We start from the raw sequence: 17,729 nt of genomic DNA, 5'->3' as shown, positions 1-17,729 counted from the left end.
AAGGTTACTGCTGAGTCGGATACCAACGCTCAATAAGATCCTGCGAACGTTTTAGCTCATTTGCCCAGGTATCATCACCCACCACGGTAGGTTTTAGCATAATAATTAATTCGGTTTTTCTGGTTGAACTGCTGCGATTTGTAAATGCTTCACCTATAAAGGGAATATCTCCCAATAGCGGCACTTTAGACACAATTTCGATATTATCGCTCTTCATCAAACCACCAATAACCACCACATCGCCCGAGGCCGCTTTAATCACAGTGTCAGATTCGCGAATTTCGCTTTGTGCTAGAGGTAATTCTAAGGTGGAATCACTGATTTTAATTAATTTAGTTTGCTCTTTCACATCTATAACTGATGGGTGGACATGTAATAACACATTGCCATCATCATCAATTTGCGGAGTGACATCTAACGCAATGCCAGAAAAGAAAGGCGTTAATTCAACCTGTGGAGTGGTCACTGGTGTAGTGCCTGCAACAGTGGTTGATGACACATCGGTGACAAAATACTCATCACTACCCACTTTTATAACCGCTTTTTGGTTATTAGAAGCGGTCACCCTTGGGCTTGATAACACATTGACGTCACCTTGCGTATCTAGCAGGCTAATCATCGCAGCAAAATCAGTACCTTTGACATTAATTGAGGTCACGCCACCAACTACACTGGTAATAGCATTACTTAATCCCTGACCTGCACCTGTGCCAAAATCAATGTTAGTACTGCCAACATGACCCATGACATTTTCCCATTGAATACCCTGCTGATAACCATCAGATAAGGTCACTTCAATAATTTTAGCTTCTAAAATCACCTGACGATGTAAATGAGTCTCTGCTTTTTCGATAAAATAGCGTACCTGGCGTAACTCATTTGGAAATGCACGAATCGTCACTAAGCCAGCCTGCGGAGTTACAACTACTTGGCGCCCGCCGCCAGTTTCCCCGATAATAGCGGTTAGCGTTTCTTTTAGTTCACCCCAAAAATCAGTTTTAGTTCTGGAACGGATAAATGTACCATTTGTATTATCGCTGCTATTACTATTACTACTGTCGTTATTACTGTTGTTACTCGAGCTACTGTTGTTACCTGAATTAGAATTACTGTTATTACTCGAATTTGAACTATTGTCGTTATCAGAAATACGACCTGAACTGACTGAAGTTAACGATAACCCCTCACGTTCCATATATAAGTAATTCAATGAGAAGGTCTCTGTACGCATTCCAGAAGGGAAAACACGTAATATCCGGCCTTCTCGACTCACCTCATAGCCATAAATGTCTTCAACAACCTGGATTGCTTCGGCTAAAGTGACACTCTTTAAAGACAGTGAAATACTACCTTGTACTTCGGGGTGCACAGCAACACTGAGTGGCGTACCTTCAACTAATGAAGGAAAAAAGACTCTTGCATCAACTTCATGCGCTGAAACATCAAATCGACGCTCTGCTGGAAGCGGCGGCATTGAAGCGCCAATACCGTTTTGACCATTAAGCTCACGTTGCACATCAGCGGGCATGGCAGCAGGAGGAGGCATAACCAATTTGGGCGCTTGCGCTTGCGTTAATGACTCATTAATTGATTGTTTTGATTCAGTTGGATCTGGACGATTGGTGGTTTGACATGCCATCAAACTTAATGCCAACAGAGGGGTGATATAGTTAATCGATTTCATTGTTATTATTGTCCTATCTCTCTGTTACCGACTGGAATAGTTGGAGTTTACGACCATCAGACAAGCTTACCTGGCTTTTACCAATTGCCACAATACGTACTCCTTGTACCCTATCCCCAACTTTCATAATTTTATTATTTATCACCGCAAACGAAGATGCGCCATTAATGACGCTACTTAGCACTAACCTTTCTGTCGCATCCGCTATAACGACGGCTTGATAACTCGCGCTTGGTAAAGTCGGATCACGCAATGTCTGCCCATGGGCGGCAAAAACCACCAATGAAAGCAAGCTGCTCATAACGTAAGGATTAATCTTGTTTAGCAACACTGATAAAGTCCTTATTAATGCTTAATGTATATAACTCTAATTCGACATTTGCTGTAGGGTGTTTAGCAACTTGATAATCTAAACGCTTCCAATAAAGCTTATCTGGCATAGATTCAACCGCTTTAACAAAATTCAAAATAGCAAAATAATCGCCCTCAATTTGCAGCTTGATCCCATGGCTGTATAGGTTCATCTGATGCTGCTCGTCCTCACCCACCTGTAAAAGTGCAATTGGGGCAATAGAGCTAAATGAAATTAGCTTGATGCCTTTATCATTTGATAACAGATTAGCCAATACAGTGGGCATATAATCTGCTGGCACCATATCAACCATTTGCGCATCTAGCTCTGCATCAACTACACGCATCTGCTCATTAATTAATGTCAGCCTTTGCTGATAATCTGCATTGGGATCTAACATCAACCTTTGTTGATATAACTCAATCTGCTGTTCAATAATGGAGGTTTCTTGCGCAACGCTATGCAATTGATTATCTAGTTGGGTTATTTTCATCCAACTACCATCGAGTGGTAAAAAAGCCAGCATACCAATAACGATAAACGTTGCCGCAGCAATTAATACTCGTTCACGTTGAGTCAACTGATTAAATTTTTGCTCAATTAACTGCCACTTTTGTTTCATTGAGCCATCTCCTTACTCACCACAGGCATGCTGGTAAGCTTAAAGGCCAAAGGCTGATCTTCGCCTCGATCCATCGTCATAGTGGCAAAAGCAAAACCCTTAAGTGTCTCAGCCGTATTAAGTCGCTCAATCCATCTCGGAATGCTAGAGGGTTGCTGCCCAAAACCTTCAAATTCAATCTGGGTTTGATTAAAATAAATTCGACTCAACCAAACTGATGCGTCAGATACCACTGCCAAGTCAGTTAAAATAGGAGAATAACCTTGACTAATCAAAGCTGTGCGCTGCTCTAGTTCATTCTTAAGCAAGCGCTTTAACACTAAACGTTGTTCCTCAAGCTCAACACGGGCGACTAAATCACGATCGGGAACACGTTGAGCAACCTGTTGTTCTAAGTTGTTTTTGTTTTCGATTAACATTTGCTGCTGAGCATTAGCCTGCTGCAATTCATGCTGCATATTATTCAATTGATGCCAGGCAAGGCCATATAAAAGTATGCTTACACTCAGTAACACTGCTAGAGCAGCCATTAACCTAGTAAAGTTTAACCTTTGCTTGGGAGGTAAAAGCGAAGCGGTATAGAGATTAATTCTGCTTTTAATCACACTTCACTCCTTGATAGTTCTACAAAGGCTAATTTGGCCAAATAAGCTGCAACACCTTGATGTTCGACCATAGTAACTGCTTGATTAAAGTTAGCAGCAACTAATTTAGTCAGAGCAGCTTGCTTACCCTCTGTCAGCAAGTTAATCGCAGCAACCGGCGCCTGGCGCAGCTGACTTTCGAAATAGTCCATTGAGCGCTGTATTTCTAAACTTAAGTTATCTGCCAACCCAGCACTCAAGTCTTGTTCTTTAACATCTTGCAACTCGTTAAAACCACGTACACGGCGTTGCATTAAAGATTCACCCGCTTTAATGACTGTGAATAACAACTCCTGGTGAGGTAAATGTGTTACTAACATGTGGGCCATGTTATCTGCGTCAAATATGTGAGTTAACACTAACTCTTCAATGGTAATACCCGCAATGGTAAAACCAAGTTCTTCACACGCACTCGCAATAGCGACAAGTTTATCTCGAGCGACAACAACGACATTGATTTTAGTGTTAGCGGAAACTGACGATTCAAAATAATCGAGATGAATATTGGCAACAGGTTCGGACACCATGTCTTTAACAGTCCAAATTAATGCTTGGTTAATTTCGGCTGGTTCAACATTAGGTTTTTCGGCTTGCAGTGATTGATAATGGCTAGCTGACATAACTATTTGCACAGTAGCCGTGCCAAACTTTTGTTTTATATCGTTAAAAGTTTCGTTCCAGTTCTGTTTTATTAATGGAAATTTGGTGTACGATTCGGCTTGACCTGACGTTTCACTTTGATAGACCCACACTGAGTCAGTGTCGACAAACACGCCCAATTTAGCGGAAGCCTCTGCTGTACGCCAAAAAGCCAATTTATTAACAAAACCACTATTCATCTAAAAACCTTTTTGCGTGTTAAATGGTGTCGATCCCCAACATACTTATTGAGCCTTAAAAAAGTCAATCTAACTCGAATTAAGTGTTGGCGTCTAATCGTATGTTTACATCCATTTAAACTTTTGACGATACGGCTTTTGAGTACAAATATTAACCGCTAACATTAATTCAACCATAACTGTTAACTAAAACTAAAAACATGGCATTATCCATGGTGAACTTATTCGATACTTTAACAGCTAATATTTTCTATTTTATAGAAAAATACTAAAAATAGCCCTATTTAGATAAGATAGATTGTCACGCTAAGATAAACAAGTTTTTCACGATATTTGATAACATATAAGTTTACTGACTCATCACCTTTGCCAGACCATAGCATCACCCAAGAACGGCCCCTGGGCGGCACTAACGCCTAATATTTTCAATGTTTGCCACTCTTCAAACATTTCAACTCCTTCCGCTATGACCTGCGCCTTCGAACGTAACAGACCACCAATAAGGCTACGGATATACAACTGATTTTCAGGTCGCTCATGCACCTGACGAATAATTGAACGATCTAATTTTACAAAATCAAAATCTTGGTTTTGAATATATTGTGTGCCAACTACTTGTTTACCTACATGATCTACACTCAATTTAGCGCCTATTTTAGATAACATAGTGAGCGTTTTAGCTAATTGTGGATGTTGCTGATGCTTAATAAAAATATCTTCGGACACTTCAAAAATCAACCTTGCTGCCAATGGCCTGTGCTCAAGCAAAGTAGACTGGATCCAACGAATAAAAGCACGGCTTGTTAGCGTGTCCATACTTAAATTAACACTATAGGTAAGTGTATTGTTTTGCATTAAACCAAATAATACTTTCTCAATAACCTGCCTTTCTATCTGCGGCATCAAGCCACACTTATTGGCCATTGGGATAAATAGTGTTGCTCTTACCTCATTATTCTTATTATCTTTAACACGGCTAAATACTTCATAATGTAGCAGGCTATTATCACTATCCAGCACAGCCTGGGTCATTACAATAAAACGCTTTTGAACGAGTGCATTTTCTAAAAAACTGCGCCACCTAACCGACCCTTTAGCAATTTCCTGGTCCACCGCACCTTTATCGTACATAAACCATGTATTAATTCTTTGCAGCTGAGCAGCGCGCAGCGCCATTTCGGCTTCTTCAATGATTAATAATGGCTGATCTCCAGCTTTATAAAATGCACCACCAAAATGAAGATAGTTGTCGTGGTTGACTATATGGTGATGATCTACCAATAAGCAGTTTCTTAATAATCTGTCAGCCAATAAGTCGGCTTCATCTAACGATAATTGAGGGATCACGATAATAAACTGCAACAGTGTTTTACGTGCAAAAATCACCTCACTGTGCTCATTAATCAACGGCGAAATAGTGGCAACTATTTGGGTTAAAAATATCCGATCGGCTTCAACATCTGCCTTAACATCCATTAATGCATCATCATTAAATTCAAGTAGAAATATCACCCCATGGGCCACCATTTTATTATCATGGCTTAACGCATCAATACGATTATCAAAATACAGCCTATTACCAATATTAGTTATCGGGTCTAGAAAAGTATTGGCTCGAATAAATTGATCTAATCTGCCACGCTCTTGTTTGGCATCATCCAATTCATCAAGTAAGCGAGATATAGCCCGATTAATTAGCCGCGGACGTCCATTAGTTGCTTGTGATTTTGCAGCATTAATATCACCGTCTAAAATTAATTTACTCCGCAGTGCAAGTTGCTCGATACCCTCTAACTCATGGCTAATCCACCTTAAACCGTATCGCACAAACACCCCAATGGCACCAAGTCCGATTAACAGAATCAATGTTTCATACCACCCCAGCTGATATGCGCTAAAAGGAGGAGGTACCGCAAGCGTCATACTAAGACCACTATCGGCGTCAATAACATGTTGATATAAATTAAGGTTTGAATAAGGAGTACGGGGGTGATCTGCTTGATAAGTAAATAAGACTTTATCACCAAGACTCAATTGAAAATGTTGGGCATGGTAGGCTTTTAATACGGCCGGCAACCATGTATCTAACTGGCGCTCACTATGTTGTTTATAGTGGACCACAATCATAGATTCCAGTTCAGTGACCTTACTTTGTTGAAAACGGTAGGTCAGCTGAATAAAGCTCATTAAAGCACAAAGTAAAAAAACAAAGGCAACGGCAGCCAAAGACACCAACCAAAAACTGGTCAATTTTTTTGTGAGAATTTGAGTAAGCTTCATTTATCCGCTTCCTGCTGGATTTTTATTCTTTGGTAAGTATACATAATCTAAAGGAAATATTTTGCTTTATCCCGATACATTGCAGAAAACAGCAAAAAGGGGCTTAAGCCCCTTGATATAAACTGGTATTTGCGCCGATGACCATTTTATCCGATAAATTAATACGCTGGTACTTTGTTAATTTTAGCGACACCGGAATCAATCGCAGCTTGTGCTACGGCGCGAGCGACATTAACCAGCAACCTTGGATCCATTGGCTTAGGTAAAACATATTCAGGCCCAAAGCTAAGGGACTTAACATTCGGATAAGCTGCTAAAACCTCACTAGGCACAGCTTCTTTGGCTAAATCAGCAATGGCATAAACCGCTGCCAGTTTCATTTCATCATTAATCACTGCTGCACGCACATCTAAAGCACCACGAAAAATAAACGGAAAGCAAAGCACGTTATTAACTTGATTTGGATAGTCACTGCGACCAGTGCCCATGATCAAATCCTGGCGAATATTGTGGGCAATTTCCGGTTTAATTTCAGGGTCAGGATTTGAACAAGCGAAAATAATTGGATTAGGCGCCATAAGCTTCACATCTTCTTCGGTCAGCAAATCGGCTCCAGATAAGCCTAAGAAAGCATCGGCCCCCTCAATCACATCTTTCAAAGTGCGTTTGTCAGTGTTATTGGCAAACAATGCTTTATATTCATTTAAATCTTCACGACGAGTATGAATAACACCTTGGCGATCCAACATATAGATGTTTTCACGTAAAGCGCCGCATTTTACTATCATGGTCATACAGGCAATCGCGGCCGCGCCAGCACCAAGGCAGACAAATATCGCATCTTTAATATTCTTCCCTTGAATTTCAAGTGAGTTCAGCATGCCTGCAGCAGTCACAATTGCAGTGCCATGTTGATCATCATGAAATACCGGAATATTACAGCGGGCAATTAATTCTTTTTCAATTTCAAAACACTCGGGGGCTTTAATATCTTCAAGGTTAATGCCGCCAAAAGTATCCGCAATAGCCGCTACGGTATTAATAAATTCTTCTGATGTATTGTGAGTCACCTCGATATCAGTAGAGTCAATATTAGCAAAGCGCTTAAATAATAAAGATTTACCTTCCATCACAGGCTTTGAAGCCAAAGGACCTAGATTTCCTAGTCCTAAAATTGCGGTACCGTTGGTAATAACCGCAACGGTATTACCTTTATTAGTATATCGATAAGCATTCTCAGGGTTGGCTGCAATTTCACGCACAGGTTCTGCAACACCAGGGCTGTACGCCAGTGCTAAATCATGACTTGATTGTGCGGGTGTGGTTAAACAAACGGCAGTTTTGCCAGGTACGGGAAATTCATGATAATCGAGGGCTTGTTGGCGAATATCTGACATTTTATCAATCCTGAATGGCTATTGTTGTGAACAGTTATCTTATGAATGCTGGTTTATTCAGCATCGAAGAACCCTAACAATACGCTAATCTAAAGTGGATATAAATCAAAAAATCAAACTTTCACCACACATCTTACCATTACAGTACCTAAGCCATTTAATAATAACTTATCATTTATGAACTTTTAAAAATCAACAAGTTAAAAGTGTAGTAAAATAACAAACATTTAATCAATTAACGCTTAAATTGTCACTAAACCCAATAAAATGTTAGTAAATATAACAACAATACCAGCTAAGTAAACTAAGCTATTGTTTATAACAAAATGATCTTGGGGAAGAGTTATCACGTGAAGATAAATGATTTTCAAAAACAAAAAAGGCGCCTAAGGCGCCTTTGTCATAATTGCACAAGCAATTACTTTTTACCAAGTGCGCCGAAACGCTTGTTGAACTTGTCAATACGACCACCAGTATCAACAATTTTCTGAGTACCAGTATAGAATGGGTGACATGCACCACATACGTCCAAGTGCAAGCTTTTGCCAACAGTTGAGTTTACTTTGATGATGTTGCCACAAGTACAAGTTGCGGTAATTTCTGCGTACTCTGGGTGAATACCTGTTTTCATGGGGGTTACCTTAAATTGAAGGCCATGTCGCTATCTCAACCCGAAGTTGGACACCACATGCAGTTAATAACAATATGTTTTAGGCGCAAGATAATACAGCTTCTACACTTTGCACACAAGCGGTTATTTTCAGCGCAGAGCACTGTAGACCAAACGCCGTTAATTTATCGCTAGTTTGATTGCTGCCTAGCAACCAATTCATCAAACTTTAGCTTATCTGCCTGAGCATTTTGATATTGCTTTAAAATATCCTCAGATGGGCAATCCAATGTAGCATCGGCTCTTAACTGTTGAATATTCTGACCCGAAAATGCACTAGGATTGACCTCATATATCGCTAATATCGCGCCAAATATACTCGTATTCCATTGCTTATGGTTCGCCGTTGCAACACTCCACAGGCTGTCTTGAGGTAGCTTATTGATGACGCATTCAGATATTAAGTATGACTCATCTGCTACTGGCTCATTGTCACTCACCCCAATGCTGACAATCTCATCTTCAATTGTTTCAATCACCTCAGGTGGTGCTGTGACTTCACTTTCTTTAACCCTTTGCGATTGTTGGCCATTAAATTGTACCATCTCAACCTGATCATCAAGGTTATTATGCTCAGCTTTGGATATTTTTCCCGCCACTAACGCATCAAACGACAACTTATCTTGATTCGGACTTTGGAACTGAGCAAGCATCTCACCAGAGGGGCAATTCAGCTTACTATCAGCCTTTAACTTTTGAATATTATGATCAATAAAAGCATCTGGATTAGTTTCATAAATAGCAATCATGGCACCAAACACATTGGTTCCCCATTGTTTGGCATTACTTATACCCAACTTCCATAAGGTATCTTCGACAGATTTATTAATTATACAGTCAGATTGACTCGCGTCTGCTGACGATGAATACCTATTACTGGTACTTGATGAGGTACTAGCTATTGATGAGCTGTAACGACTCTCTGGCTTGGCTTGTGGTTGTGCCACAACATTTTGATGGCGTTGCTTATAAGCTGTCGAAGACTTCATGGTTTTAATCGCTACCGGCTTATCCGCTTGATGACTCGCTGTTTGCTTCCCCAAATCGCCTTTAAATAAGCTTACCGGTGAATATTGCTGCCATTTACCACTGCGATACTCAGATACTATCAGTGAAGAATTAGGGTCAATAATTTTTTCTTCGCCGCGTAAAATAAAAGTATTTTGCTTATGGTCATCAACAATTAACTTCTCTAACACTATAGTATTTTTATATTTTTGACGTATGTAAAAGGTGAGTAGTGAGAGGTCATTATGGTCACTGACCACATTAACATTTAGTTTGGGTAACTCACCAGCTTCAAAGTCCATGGCTTCGATACCGATATGACTTACATCAGCGACTGCAGGTTGAGTGAATACGCTAGCCGCAAATGCCGCTAAAGCGATACATACCTGAAAGGCTTTCATTTATTAATCCTTTGTCTAACTATATTCATACACCAATATTATCGTTGTCATTTTTATCGATGCGTATCCATTATGGCTCTATCTCATTTTTATTATCGATACTTTTTTTTAACAAAGCCTAACAACTATATATAAATACCCTAATCCGCTGCAACTAAATACTGATTTATTAATGTATTAAGCTCTACTGAGCCAGATGCTTAGCTTCAATCACTTCAAATACGCGACGATCGGCTGACTTATCATTATATTCAGTCAAAATTTCGTTAGATGGGCAGATTAATGGCGCATCCTTCAACAATAAATGAATACGTTGTTTAGAAAAAGCAATCAAATTTGATTCAAATATTGCCAGCATTGCTCCATAAACATTGGTATTCCACTGTCCTTTATAACGATTCGCTATTTTCCACAAGGTATCACTGTCATTGCGTTCTATAGTGCAATTCGCTTCAACGTAAGGCGGTGTTTTTTGCGAACTCACTGAAGCAGATTTAACTGGCGAAGATTGAACTGAATCAACAAGCGCCGATGAACTATTTTTAGGTGTATCGGCGATTTGATTTACCTTAGCAGGTGTAATACCAGTTGAAGTTAAGGCCGCACTTTTATCTGAGATAGGCGCATCAAATAAAGCCAAAGTGATTATGGCTGCCCAATGTTCACTGTGTAATCTTGACACAATTAACTCAGCACCAGTGTCCGTAACCTCTTTATTACCTTGAACATGCAATAAGTAAGGATTAATTTTCTCCGCCATCAATACCTGCATTATAGTCTGCTGATTGTGTGTTTGTTTGATGGCAAATTGATATAAAGATAAATCAGCATGCTGATCAATGAAATTAACCTTGAATACAGGCGGCTGACCTAGTTCAAATTGACGACTATTAATACTGATATGTGATACTTGAGCAGGTAAAACTTGGCTGTATATCAGCACAACAACGAGCAGGAATTTGATTATCAATCCCATCATATTCATAGCTTCACCTTACTTTTTATTCTGTTTGTTATATTTATTGTCAGTTAACGGTACACTAAGTACATCTATTGATGAATAATTTAAATTGTCTTTTTGGAACCCTATGTCTGTGTATGTTGAAGTCGCTTTACCTGTGCCACTGCGAAGAAACTTCAGTTATCGCGTCCCTGAAAAGGACATAGCTGCATTAGCAATAGGGTTGCGCGTCAAAGTCCCTTTTGGGCGCCAACAGCTCATTGGTTTAATTACCGCCATTACAGATCAATGTGTTCTAGCTGAAAATCAAGTAAAAAATATCACTCAAGTGCTCGACTCAGAAGCTATTTTACCTGAATCTTTATACAAGCTAACTTTATGGGCTGCACGATATTATTTTACCACCCAGGGGCAAATGCTCAGTCAGGCGCTACCGGTTGCGCTTCGTAAAGGGGCAGACACCGCGCCACAAGCCATTATTTATTACGCCTTAAGCGAGCAAGGTCAACAGGCTCAAGTCAGTTTACTCAGCCGCGCACCCGCTCAAAAAAATTATTCGACGCGCTTAAATTACAATCTATCACCCACGATGAGTTTTTAAGTTTGGAGTATAGTAAAGCGGCATTAAAAGCGCTTGAAGATAAAGGTTGGATTGAGCAAAAAACACAAGCTGTCAACATTGATTTAGCTTGGCGTCAGCAGTTAGACATCACTGAAACACCCCATAAACTTAATAAACAGCAAGCCGTTGCAGTATCGATTCTTAATCAGCAACAAGGCTTTAACTGTAGTTTGCTCGAAGGCATTACTGGCTCAGGCAAAACAGAAGTATATTTAGCTGTGCTTGAAACAGTATTAAAGCAAGGTAAACAGGCACTTATTTTAGTACCTGAAATTGGCTTGACCCCACAAACCATTAATCGTTTTAAACGTCGATTTGCGGTCAATATTGCGGTAATTCATTCAGGGCTTACCGACAATCAACGGCTTGATGCTTGGCGACAAGCTAGAAGCGGTCAAGCGGCGATTATTATTGGCACACGATCGGCATTATTTACCCCTATGCCTTTTCCTGGGGTCATTATTTTAGATGAAGAGCATGATTCCAGCTTTAAGCAGCAAGAGGGAGTTCGCTATCACGCCCGTGACTTAGCCGTTATGCGAGGCCATTATGAAGATATTCCGGTCATTTTAGGTACTGCTACACCTTCTTTAGAATCATTACAAAATGCCATATCAGGTCGATACCATCATCTCACGCTAAGTGAACGAGCAGGCGCTGCACAAAAGGTTAAACAGGGAATTATTGATATCACCAACCAGCCGCTTAAGCATGGTATGTCAGCCTCACTGATTAATGAAATGCGCATGCATTTAGATGCAGGTAATCAAGTGCTATTATTTTTAAACCGTCGTGGCTTTGCTCCGGCATTGTTATGCCACGAGTGTGGACATTTGCACGAGTGTGACCGCTGCGATGCCTTTTTTACTGTCCACCAAGGTTTGAATGAGATTTGCTGTCACCATTGCGGCAATCAATACGCTATTCCTAAGCAGTGCCATCAATGTGGCAGCACTATGCTAATGGGTCATGGATTAGGTACTGAGCAACTCGAACAAGCATTAACCACAATGTTTCCCAAATACCCGGTAGTGCGAATAGATCGCGACACCACAAGGCGCAAAGGCTCATTAGAGAAACAACTTCACGGTATTCATAAAGGGGAATATAAAATTCTAGTTGGCACGCAAATGCTGGCTAAGGGACATCACTTCCCAGATGTTACCTTAGTCGGCTTATTAGATGTCGATGGTGCATTATTCAGTGCTGACTTTCGTGCACCAGAACGATTTGGTCAGCTATATACCCAGGTATCTGGCCGTGCGGGACGTGCGGATAAGCCAGGCAAAGTATTATTACAAACTCACCAAAGCGATAATCCATTACTGCGCAGTTTATTACGCCAGGGGTATGGTGACTTTGCCCGCGAGCAACTCAAAGAGCGTCAATTAGCCCTGCTGCCACCCGCTTGGCACATGGTGCTTATTCGCGCTGAAGCACACCTAGCTGCTGATGCCGACAGTTTTCTTAATCAAGTCAGCCAACTGCTGCCGCAGGATAAAGACTTTGAAATTATTGGTCCGATACCCGCGCCATTAGACAGAAAGGCAGGTAAATATCGCCGCCAGTTAATGTTTCAAGCTAAATCACGTCAGCGGTTACAAATCGAATTTGAAAAAATTCTTGAGTTTATAGAACAACTTCCACAGACCAAAAAGTGCCGTTGGAGCATAGATCGTGACCCACAAGACCTCATGTAGCGGTTAACATTTAGCACATTTATGGCAAGCTTATAATCTGATCTGAAAAAATTCCATCAAGTACATAGCAATTTACCCCCATAAGCGGCTAAAATATGCGGTTCTGTCGCGTCATTCATTAACGAATTTAGTGCAAGCAAAGGCCCATGAAATCACATATTGAATCTTTACTACAACAAACCATCGCCTCGTTTATAGAACAAGGTATTGTACCTGCTGATTTTCAAGCCCGTATTCAGGTGGACCGCACTAAAGATAAAAGCCATGGTGATCTCGCCAGCAACCTAGCAATGATGCTGACTAAAGTTATCGGCAAACCGCCGCGTGATGTTGCCCAGCTGATTATTGATACTTTACCCGCCTCATCTCATGTGGCTAAAGTTGAAATTGCTGGCCCTGGGTTTATTAACTTTTTTATTGATGACAACGCACTGGCTAACCAATTACAGCAAGCGATTAATGATGCCCATTTAGGGGTTAAGATGCCGACTAAGCAAACTATTGTTGTTGATTACTCCTCACCCAATTTAGCCAAAGAAATGCACGTAGGTCACCTGCGCTCAACCATTATTGGTGACAGTGTGGTGCGCGCGTTAGAATTTTTAGGCCATAACGTTATTCGTCAAAACCATGTCGGTGACTGGGGCACACAGTTCGGCATGTTGTTAGCATATATGGAAGAACTTCGTGCAGCCAATGGTGAACAAGCGACACTAGAGTTATCCGACTTAGAAATTTTCTACCGTGCTGCTAAGGTTCGTTTTGATGAGTCAGCTGACTTTGCCACCCGCGCCCGCCAATTAGTGGTTAAACTGCAATCAGGCGATGCCTACTGTAATAAACTGTGGCGTGAGTTTAATGATATTTCATTAAGCCATTGTTTAGAGGTATACCAACGTTTAGGGGTGAGTTTAACCCGTGACGATGTGCATGGTGAAAGTGCTTACAATGCTGATTTAGACCAAGTGGTTGCCGATTTAGATAGCCAGGGTTTATTAACTGAAAGTAATGGCGCTAAAGTTGTTTTCCAGAATGAATTCAAAACAAAAGAAGGCGAGCCACTGCCGGTTATTATTAAAAAAGCCGATGGCGGTTACCTGTATGCCACCACAGATTTAGCCGCGATGCGTTATCGTTCTAATGTATTAAAAGCAGATCGCGCGCTATATTTTGTTGATTTACGTCAAGCACTTCATTTTCAGCAAGTGTTCAAGCTTGCTCGCCTAGCTAAATTCGTTCGCCCAGACATGACCTTAGAGCACACAGGTTTTGGCACCATGAACGGTGAAGACGGTCGTCCATTCAAAACCCGAAGTGGTGGCGTGGTTAAGCTAGTCGACTTACTTGATGAAGCAAACGTTCGCGCACTTGATTTGGTTCGCAGTAAAAATCCAGACATGGACGAAGCCACATTAACTGAAATCGCCCGCGTAGTAGGCATTAGCGCGGTTAAATATGCTGATTTATCTAAAAACAGAACCAGTGATTACATTTTTAGCTTTGAGCAAATGTTAAGTTTTGAAGGCAATACTGCGCCTTACCTACTTTATGCTTATACCCGTGTAGCCGGTATTTTCAAACGCGCCGAAGACATTGACTTAAGCCAGGCCGAAATAGTATTAGAGCATGAAAAAGAAAAAGACTTGGGCACCAAACTTGCTCAGTTTAGTGAAGTGCTCACGCGCATGACCGACAAAGGTCAGCCACATGTGCTATGTGCATATTTGTATGAGCTAGCCAGCGAGTTTTCTAGCTTTTATGAAGCGTGCCCAGTGCTAGCCGCCGACACGGATGCACAAAAACGCAGCCGCTTACTGTTAGCACAATTAACCGCTAACACTCTAAAAACAGGTTTGTCGTTATTAGGCATTGAAACCTTAGAGCGCATGTAAATATGAGCCGAGATTACGCTAACCGTAAACCTAGACCTGCTGCAAAAGCAGCTAAGACTTCGCGTGCTTCAAAACGCAAAGATACGCGCACTATGCCAATCATCCCATGGTTGTTGGCTATTGTATTGGTTTCCGGTTTTGGTTATTTTTTATGGATGATTAACGGCAGCTCTACTGATTCCGCAACAGGAACAGCATCGTCAACGGCCAATAAAACTGACACGCCAATAGCCAAACCAGCAGTCGTTAAAAAAGATCCTAATGAACTGCCGCCTAAGCCTCAAGAAGAATGGACTTATCTTGAAGAATTAGAGAACAAACAGGTTGAGGTTGATGTACCAAACTCTGGTGTGGTGTCTAGCGGCCTATATCAAATGCAATGTGGCTCGTTCCGTCAGGAAAGCCAAGCCAATGAGATGAAAGCGCGTATTGCCTTCATGGGCATGGAAGCACTGGTTAAGCGTTCAGAAGGCGCTAACGGCATTTGGTACCGAGTCGTTTTAGGACCTTTTGAAAGTAAGCGTGATGGTGAGCGTGGCCGTCATACAATGCAAAAAGGCGGCATAAATACCTGCCAAATTTGGTTATGGCAATAAATCTATCTTAAATACCATTTTAATAGCCCGAGCCATCGGGCTTTTTCATAAATGAATGTTCATCTTCTTCACTTGAAAACACTCACCCGCTACCCCATATCCTTTATATCAATCAGCACTCTGTTCAAGGTTGCTGAGTTTAGTGAAGAGGATTAACCGTGACTACTATCGTATCTGTTCGCCGCAATAACCAAGTTGTCATCGCAGGTGATGGCCAAGTTTCCCTAGGCAATACTGTAATGAAAGGTAATGCGCGTAAAGTGCGTCGTCTGTATCACAATAAAGTACTTGCGGGTTTTGCTGGCGGCACCGCTGATGCATTCACCTTGTTCGAGCGCTTTGAAACCAAGCTAGAAATGCATCAAGGTCACCTGCTTAAATCTGCAGTCGAGTTAGCTAAAGACTGGCGTACCGACAAAATGCTGCGTAAGTTAGAAGCCATGTTAGTGGTCGCCGATGAAAAAGAATCATTAATCATCACAGGTAACGGCGATGTCGTGCAGCCAGAATATGATTTAATTGCCATTGGTTCAGGTGGTAACTATGCCCACGCATCAGCACTTGCCCTATTACAAAATACCGAATTAAGCGCCCGTGACATTGCTGAGAAGTCACTGACTATTGCTGGCGATATTTGCGTATTTACCAACCAATTCAAAACTGTCGAAGAGCTGAATTATTAATTCGAGTGAAAGGAAAAACTATGTCTGAAATGACCCCTCGCGAAATTGTCCACGAACTCGATTCGCACATTATTGGCCAGAAAAATGCTAAACGCTCAGTCGCTGTTGCCCTTCGTAATCGCTGGCGCCGGATGCAGCTTGACGCGTCATTGCGCCAAGAAGTGACCCCGAAAAATATTTTAATGATTGGCCCTACTGGCGTAGGTAAAACTGAAATAGCCCGTCGGTTAGCTAAGCTCGCCAACGCCCCGTTTATCAAAGTTGAAGCGACAAAGTTCACTGAAGTCGGTTATGTCGGTAAAGAAGTCGAGCAAATCATTCGTGATTTAACCGACTCTGCGGTAAAAATGACCCGTGAACTGCAAATGAAAAAGTGCCGTTTCCGCGCTGAAGAATTAGCCGAAGAACGCATCTTAGATGCCCTTCTGCCTAAGCCAAAAGAAGACTGGGAAACCGACAAAAAAGAAGATTCGGGTACCCGTCAAATTTTCCGTAAAAAACTGCGTGAAGGCTCTCTCGACGATAAAGAAATCGAGATAGATGTTACTGCACCGCAAATTGGTGTAGAAATCATGTCGCCGCCAGGCATGGAAGAAATGACCAATCAGCTGCAAGGGCTATTTCAAAATCTAGGTCAAAACACTTCAAAGCGTAAGAAGATGAAAATTAAAGACGCTTATAAACAATTAATTGAAGACGAAGCTGCAAAGTTAGTTAATCAAGAAGATTTAAAAGAGCAAGCTATTGAGTTAGTTGAACAGCATGGCATTGTCTTTTTAGATGAAATTGACAAAATTTGTAAACGTGGCGAAACCTCAGGGCCTGATGTGTCCCGTGAAGGTGTGCAACGTGATTTACTGCCATTAGTCGAAGGCTGTACTGTTACTACTAAACACGGCATGGTTAAAACAGACCATATCTTATTTATTGCTTCAGGCGCATTTCAGATGTCAAAACCATCAGATCTTATCCCAGAGCTGCAAGGTCGACTGCCTATTCGCGTTGAGCTAGATGCGCTAACGGCTCATGATTTCAAACGCATTTTAACAGAGCCGCATGCTTCATTGACTGAGCAATATATCGCGTTAATGGGCACCGAAGGCGTAACAGTTGAATTTGCAGAATCGGGTATCGAGCGAATCGCTGAAGCTGCTTGGCAGGTCAACGAGCGCACAGAAAACATTGGTGCCCGCCGTTTACATACTGTGATGGAAAAACTGATGGAAGATATCTCATACGAGGCTTCTGAAATATCCGGTTCTAGTTTTGTCATTGACGCAGAATACGTTAATAAGCACCTAGATGCCTTCGTTCAAGATGAAGATTTAAGCCGCTTTATTTTGTAATTGGCATAATCGAAATAGTGGTCTAAGCAAAG

14 protein-coding genes and 1 pseudogene are annotated in these 17,729 nt (G+C 41.3%); 5 read left to right on the top strand and 10 right to left on the bottom strand.

Annotated elements, in window-relative coordinates; genetic code table 11:
* Nucleotides 1-4: 4 nt before the first annotated feature.
* The 10 genes from mshL to ACRWP9_RS03765 form a co-directional block, all read right to left on the bottom strand.
* Nucleotides 5-1,684, bottom strand: a complete 1,680-nt coding sequence (mshL, locus tag ACRWP9_RS03810; RefSeq protein WP_434927937.1) for a pilus (MSHA type) biogenesis protein MshL — start codon at nucleotides 1,682-1,684, stop codon at nucleotides 5-7.
* Between the two features lie 13 nt (nucleotides 1,685-1,697).
* Complete coding sequence (locus ACRWP9_RS03805; RefSeq protein WP_434927936.1) at nucleotides 1,698-2,015, bottom strand: MSHA biogenesis protein MshK; 318 nt, start codon at nucleotides 2,013-2,015, stop codon at nucleotides 1,698-1,700.
* Nucleotides 1,996-2,658, bottom strand: a complete 663-nt coding sequence (locus tag ACRWP9_RS03800) for an MSHA biogenesis protein MshJ (protein WP_434927935.1) — start codon at nucleotides 2,656-2,658, stop codon at nucleotides 1,996-1,998. The genes ACRWP9_RS03805 and ACRWP9_RS03800 overlap by 20 nt, the downstream gene beginning before the upstream one ends.
* On the bottom strand, nucleotides 2,655-3,263 hold the full coding sequence (locus tag ACRWP9_RS03795; protein ID WP_434927934.1) for a PilN domain-containing protein: 609 nt from the start codon (nucleotides 3,261-3,263) through the stop codon (nucleotides 2,655-2,657). Before ACRWP9_RS03795 ends, ACRWP9_RS03800 begins: the two co-directional genes overlap by 4 nt.
* Nucleotides 3,260-4,141 carry a biogenesis protein MshI gene (locus ACRWP9_RS03790; RefSeq protein WP_434927933.1) on the bottom strand — a complete coding sequence of 294 codons (882 nt, stop codon included), beginning with the start codon at nucleotides 4,139-4,141 and terminating at the stop codon, nucleotides 3,260-3,262. Before ACRWP9_RS03790 ends, ACRWP9_RS03795 begins: the two co-directional genes overlap by 4 nt.
* A gap of 360 nt (nucleotides 4,142-4,501) precedes the next feature.
* The gene (gene csrD, locus ACRWP9_RS03785) at nucleotides 4,502-6,421 is read right to left on the bottom strand and encodes an RNase E specificity factor CsrD (protein WP_434927931.1); all 1,920 of its coding nucleotides are present in this window, start codon (nucleotides 6,419-6,421) and stop codon (nucleotides 4,502-4,504) included.
* A gap of 158 nt (nucleotides 6,422-6,579) precedes the next feature.
* Entirely contained in the window at nucleotides 6,580-7,818 is a 1,239-nt protein-coding gene (locus tag ACRWP9_RS03780) for a malic enzyme-like NAD(P)-binding protein (protein ID WP_434927930.1), read from the bottom strand.
* A 418-nt stretch (nucleotides 7,819-8,236) separates the two neighbouring features.
* The gene (gene rpmE / locus ACRWP9_RS03775; protein ID WP_226411727.1) at nucleotides 8,237-8,449 is read right to left on the bottom strand and encodes a 50S ribosomal protein L31; all 213 of its coding nucleotides are present in this window, start codon (nucleotides 8,447-8,449) and stop codon (nucleotides 8,237-8,239) included.
* A 170-nt stretch (nucleotides 8,450-8,619) separates the two neighbouring features.
* The gene (locus tag ACRWP9_RS03770; protein ID WP_434927929.1) at nucleotides 8,620-9,897 is read right to left on the bottom strand and encodes a FimV/HubP family polar landmark protein; all 1,278 of its coding nucleotides are present in this window, start codon (nucleotides 9,895-9,897) and stop codon (nucleotides 8,620-8,622) included.
* A 184-nt stretch (nucleotides 9,898-10,081) separates the two neighbouring features.
* On the bottom strand, nucleotides 10,082-10,882 hold the full coding sequence (locus ACRWP9_RS03765) for a FimV/HubP family polar landmark protein (RefSeq protein ID WP_434927928.1): 801 nt from the start codon (nucleotides 10,880-10,882) through the stop codon (nucleotides 10,082-10,084).
* 103 nt (nucleotides 10,883-10,985) lie between these two features.
* Between ACRWP9_RS03765 and priA the strand changes: the two are divergent.
* The 5 genes and pseudogenes from priA to hslU all read left to right on the top strand — a co-directional run bounded on the left by priA (nucleotide 10,986) and on the right by hslU (nucleotide 17,697).
* Nucleotides 10,986-13,180: pseudogene (gene priA / locus ACRWP9_RS03760) on the top strand (primosomal protein N').
* A gap of 146 nt (nucleotides 13,181-13,326) precedes the next feature.
* Complete coding sequence (gene argS / locus ACRWP9_RS03755) at nucleotides 13,327-15,072, top strand: arginine--tRNA ligase (protein WP_434927926.1); 1,746 nt, start codon at nucleotides 13,327-13,329, stop codon at nucleotides 15,070-15,072.
* 2 nt (nucleotides 15,073-15,074) lie between these two features.
* Nucleotides 15,075-15,668 carry an SPOR domain-containing protein gene (locus tag ACRWP9_RS03750; RefSeq protein ID WP_434927925.1) on the top strand — a complete coding sequence of 198 codons (594 nt, stop codon included), beginning with the start codon at nucleotides 15,075-15,077 and terminating at the stop codon, nucleotides 15,666-15,668.
* 158 nt (nucleotides 15,669-15,826) lie between these two features.
* Entirely contained in the window at nucleotides 15,827-16,351 is a 525-nt protein-coding gene (gene hslV, locus ACRWP9_RS03745) for an ATP-dependent protease subunit HslV (RefSeq protein WP_226411739.1), read from the top strand.
* A 20-nt stretch (nucleotides 16,352-16,371) separates the two neighbouring features.
* A complete protein-coding gene (hslU, locus tag ACRWP9_RS03740) occupies nucleotides 16,372-17,697 on the top strand; it encodes an HslU--HslV peptidase ATPase subunit (RefSeq protein ID WP_434927924.1) in 1,326 nt (441 codons plus the stop codon).
* Nucleotides 17,698-17,729: the final 32 nt, after the last annotated feature.

The organism is Shewanella sp. HL-SH2, from assembly GCF_051164935.1.
Classification (GTDB): domain Bacteria; phylum Pseudomonadota; class Gammaproteobacteria; order Enterobacterales; family Shewanellaceae; genus Shewanella; species Shewanella glacialimarina.
This window is presented reverse-complemented; position numbering and strand designations above follow the sequence as displayed.

What these genes read in the sequence shown, in the direction of transcription:
- mshL (WP_434927937.1), bottom strand. Translation starts at nt 1,684, where the DNA reads ATGAAATCGATTAACTATATCACCCCTCTGTTGGCATTAAGTTTGATG.
- ACRWP9_RS03800 (WP_434927935.1), bottom strand. Translation starts at nt 2,658, where the DNA reads ATGAAACAAAAGTGGCAGTTAATTGAGCAAAAATTTAATCAGTTGACT.
- ACRWP9_RS03790 (WP_434927933.1), bottom strand. Translation starts at nt 4,141, where the DNA reads ATGAATAGTGGTTTTGTTAATAAATTGGCTTTTTGGCGTACAGCAGAG.
- csrD (WP_434927931.1), bottom strand. Translation starts at nt 6,421, where the DNA reads ATGAAGCTTACTCAAATTCTCACAAAAAAATTGACCAGTTTTTGGTTG.
- ACRWP9_RS03780 (WP_434927930.1), bottom strand. Translation starts at nt 7,818, where the DNA reads ATGTCAGATATTCGCCAACAAGCCCTCGATTATCATGAATTTCCCGTA.
- rpmE (WP_226411727.1), bottom strand. Translation starts at nt 8,449, where the DNA reads ATGAAAACAGGTATTCACCCAGAGTACGCAGAAATTACCGCAACTTGT.
- ACRWP9_RS03770 (WP_434927929.1), bottom strand. Translation starts at nt 9,897, where the DNA reads ATGAAAGCCTTTCAGGTATGTATCGCTTTAGCGGCATTTGCGGCTAGC.
- ACRWP9_RS03765 (WP_434927928.1), bottom strand. Translation starts at nt 10,882, where the DNA reads ATGAATATGATGGGATTGATAATCAAATTCCTGCTCGTTGTTGTGCTG.
- argS (WP_434927926.1), top strand. Translation starts at nt 13,327, where the DNA reads ATGAAATCACATATTGAATCTTTACTACAACAAACCATCGCCTCGTTT.
- ACRWP9_RS03750 (WP_434927925.1), top strand. Translation starts at nt 15,075, where the DNA reads ATGAGCCGAGATTACGCTAACCGTAAACCTAGACCTGCTGCAAAAGCA.
- hslU (WP_434927924.1), top strand. Translation starts at nt 16,372, where the DNA reads ATGTCTGAAATGACCCCTCGCGAAATTGTCCACGAACTCGATTCGCAC.